The 3,525-nt window shown below is 75.3% G+C and carries 3 protein-coding genes; 1 reads left to right on the plus strand and 2 read right to left on the minus strand.

Annotated elements, in window-relative coordinates:
• A partial coding sequence (locus RIF68_RS31105; protein ID WP_309054611.1) for a cytochrome P450 occupies window positions 1-989 on the minus strand: 989 nt, incomplete at its 3' end.
• A gap of 146 nt (window positions 990-1,135) precedes the next feature.
• On the opposite strand from RIF68_RS31105, the gene RIF68_RS31110 reads away from it, so the two are divergent.
• Window positions 1,136-2,347: a globin domain-containing protein gene (locus tag RIF68_RS31110; RefSeq protein WP_309054612.1), complete on the plus strand. Its 1,212-nt coding sequence runs from the start codon at window positions 1,136-1,138 to the stop codon at window positions 2,345-2,347.
• Window positions 2,348-2,366: 19 nt separating this feature from the next.
• Here the strand turns inward: RIF68_RS31110 and RIF68_RS31115 are convergent, their stop codons facing one another.
• Window positions 2,367-3,326 (minus strand): nucleoside triphosphate pyrophosphohydrolase, encoded by a 960-nt coding sequence (locus RIF68_RS31115; protein WP_309054613.1) that lies wholly within the window; start codon window positions 3,324-3,326, stop codon window positions 2,367-2,369.
• Window positions 3,327-3,525: the final 199 nt, after the last annotated feature.

Here is a 3,525-nt window from a genome sequence, read left to right on the forward strand (position 1 = left end):
ACCGGGTCGCCCGCCGGGATCGCCTGGCCGCCGATGCTCAGGTCCCGGGTCGCGTACCGCCAGGTCGCCAGCTCCACCGGCCCGTCGAACCGCAGCAGCTCCTCGACCCCCGTCTCCAGGAGCCCGGTCTCACCGGCCGCGAGGGAGGCCTGGAGCCGCTCGCGCTGCTCCGGGTGCCGCAGCAGCTGATAGGTGCCGTTGCCGATGAGGTTGATGGTGGTTTCGAAACCGGCGAAAAGCAGGACGAAACACATGGCCGTGGCCTCGGCCTCGGTGAGGTGGTCGCCGTGGTCACTGGCCCGGATGAGTCCGGAGATCAGGTCGTCGCCGAGGTCCTGCCGCTTGCGGTGGATCAGCTCGGCGAGGTAGCCCCGGATCTTCTTCACCGACCGGGCGACGCCGCCGCGCGGCCCGCCGCCGTGCCGGATCATCATCCCCGCCCAGTCCCGGAAGTCGTCCTGGTCCTCGGCGGGCACGCCCAGCAGGTCGCAGATGGCGTAGATGGGCAGCGGGAAGGCGAAGTCGTGGATGAGGTCCGCCTCCCCCTTCTCCGCGAAGCCGTCGATGAGCCGGTCGGTCAGCTCCCGCACGCGCGGGGCGAACTCCGCGACCCGGCGCGGGGTGAAGGCCTTGGAGACGAGCCGGCGCAGCCGGGTGTGGTCCGGCGGGTCGATGTTGAGCAGATGCGTCATCAGCCCCGCGCTGCGCTCGCCCGGAATGCCGGTCTTGCCCGGTTCGGCGTGGTGGACGGGGTTCTTGGAGAGCCGCTGGTCGGCGAGGGCCTGCCGGGCGTCCGCGTACCGGGTCACGAGCCAGGCCTCGACCCCGCTGGGCAGCCGCGTCCGGTGGACGGGTGCGTGCTCCCGCAGCCAGGCGTAGGCGGGGTACGGGTCGGTGGCGAACTCCCAGGTGAAGAGTGCGGGCGCCGGGGGCGGGTCCTGGGGCGGTACGGCGGAGGGCTCGGGGGGCGGTACGGGGGTGCTGCTCACCCCCCGACCGTACCGCCCGCCCCCTCCGGCCTCCGGGGGCCCCGACCGTCCCCCGTCCCCTCCGGCCCCCGGGTCCCCGGGTCCCCGACCTGACGTATGAAGATCGCGCGGGCCCCCGGTGAAGGCGGGTGGCCTAGATTCCCCCCGTGGATGCCCAGTTGCTCAGGAGCACGTTCGCGGTCGTCGAGAGACGGGCCGAACACGCCGTCGCCTTCTTCTACGCGCATCTCTTCCGCCACAACCCGGGCGTACGCGAGCTGTTCCCCGCCGACATGCGGCCCCAGCGGGACCGTCTCTTCGCCGCCCTCACGCACGTGGTGACCCACCTGGAGGACCCCCGGCTCGCCTCCTACCTGACGCACCTGGGCCGGGACCACCGGAAGTTCCTGGCCTCTCCCCCGCTGTACGCCGCCGTCGGCACGAGCCTTCTCGCCGCCTTCGCGCAGACCGCCGGGGCGGCCTGGACGGTGGAGGCGGAGAAGGCCTGGAGTGAGGCGTACGCGCGGGTGGCCGAGCTGATGATCCGGGGCGCGGAGGAGGCCGCCGGGGCGGGGGAGCCCGCCTGGTGGGACGCGGACGTGGTGCGTCACGCACGGTACGGCGAGGATCTGGCCGTCCTCACGCTCCGGCCCCGCCGGCCCTTCCCGTACCGCCCGGGCCAGTACGTGAGCGTCAGCTCGCTGCGGGCCCCGCGCGTCTGGCGGACGTACTCGCTCGGCAACGCGCCCCGCCCGGACGGGACGGTGGAGCTGCACGTGAGCCGGGTGCCCGGCGGGGTGATGAGCACGGTGCTGGTGGAGGAGACGGGGCCCGGGGAGGTCCTGCGGCTGAGCGCGCCCGGCGGCGCGCTGACGGCGGACGGGCCCGCGGACGCCCTGCACACCTATATATGCGCGGGTACGGGCTGGGCGCCGGTGAAGGCCCTCCTGGAGGAGGCGGCCGGGCGCGGGCCGGACCTGGAAGGGCGGCTGTTCGTGGTGGGGCGCGCGAAGGAGTACCTGTACGGGCGGGGGGACGCGGAGCGGCTGGGCGCGCGCCTGCCGGGACTGAGCGTCACGTTCATCACGGCCGCGCCCGGCCGTCCCCGGGAGCAGGCGACCGAACGGCTGCTGACGGCGCTGCGGTCGTGCGTCCGGTGGCCGGAGCACGAGGTGCGGCTGGCGGGACCGCCGGGTTTCCTGACGGAGGTCGCCCGGACGCTTCAGGAGCTGGGGGCGGACCCGGCCCGGATCCGGCACGACGCGCTGCCGCCGGTGGGCCGGTTCGCCGCCCGTCCGGCGACGCGCGCGGAGTGGCTGCTGGCCCGCCCGCCGCTCCCCTGGCTCGACCCGGCGGCCCGCGCCCCGCGCGCGCCCTGAGCCGGGCCTGACCGCTGTCCTACAGCCCTTCCGCCGCGCGGATGGCGTCGCGGTAGGCGCGGGCGGCCGCGCGCAGGGCCGCCTCCGGATCCACGCCCTCGGCCTCGGCGCGGGCGGCGAGGTGGAGGAGTTCGTAGCCGATGCCCTCCCCGGCCGGCGGGGGCACGTCGAGGCCGGCGGTACGGACGCGGCCGGCGAGCTTCGCGGCGAGCGCGAGGCCGGGCTGTCCGAGCGGCACCCCGTCGGTGACGGAGTCCCGCTGCTTCTCGGCCGCCTTGGTGCGCAGCCAGTGCGCCTTGACGTCCTCGGGGGTCTCGGCGGTGGCGTCCCCGAAGACGTGCGGGTGCCGGTGGACGAGCTTCCCGACGATCGTTCCGGCGACGTCGTCCACGGAGAACGGCTCCTCGGGGTCCTCCTCGGCGATCCGGGCGTGGAAGACGACCTGGAGCAGGACGTCGCCGAGTTCCTCGCGCAGTTCCTCCCGGCTGCCGTCCTCGATGGCCTCGACCAGCTCGTAGGCCTCCTCGATGCCGTATTTGGCGAGGCCCCGGTGGGTCTGCCGGGAGGACCAGGGGCACTCGCGGCGGATGCGGTCCATGACCTGCACGAGGTCGAGGAGCCGGGCGCCCGGCAGGTCGTACGAGCCGGGCAGCAGCTCCAGGTCGGGCATGGCGACCCGGCCGGAGCCGGCGAGACGGGCGAGCCCGTCGGTCAGGTCGCGGTCGCCCTCGCCGGACGGCAGCACGAGGACGGTCCGGCCCCCGGCGCAGGCGGCGACGAGCTCCTCGGCGGTGGGCCGCAGGTGCTCGACAGCGACGCCCGCCTCCGTCAGGTACGGCAGCTGGGGGTGGTGCGCGTCGGGGCAGAGCACCCGGTCCGCACCGCGCAGCGCCTGCCAGGCCGGCCAGGACAGCAGTCCGGGTGCGACGCGGTGGCTGGCGGTGAGCAGGACGATGCGGCCGGGGCTCTCAGAAGTCACCTTCCGAACCTACCTCCCCGCGCCGACCCCTCCCCGGACACCCCCGGCGAGTGAGCCGGAGGGTGCGCCGGGGGAACGGTCGCGAGCGCGCGCAGGCCCGCGAGGGACGAGCGGGTCGAGCACGGTCGGGGCCGTGAGTCCGGCCCGGGGCGCCCGGAGGCGAACCGAGCCTGGAAAGGAGGGGCGAGTGAGCCGGAGG

The organism is Streptomyces sp. (assembly GCF_031178505.1).
GTDB classification, from domain to species: Bacteria; Actinomycetota; Actinomycetes; order Streptomycetales; family Streptomycetaceae; genus Streptomyces; species Streptomyces gulbargensis.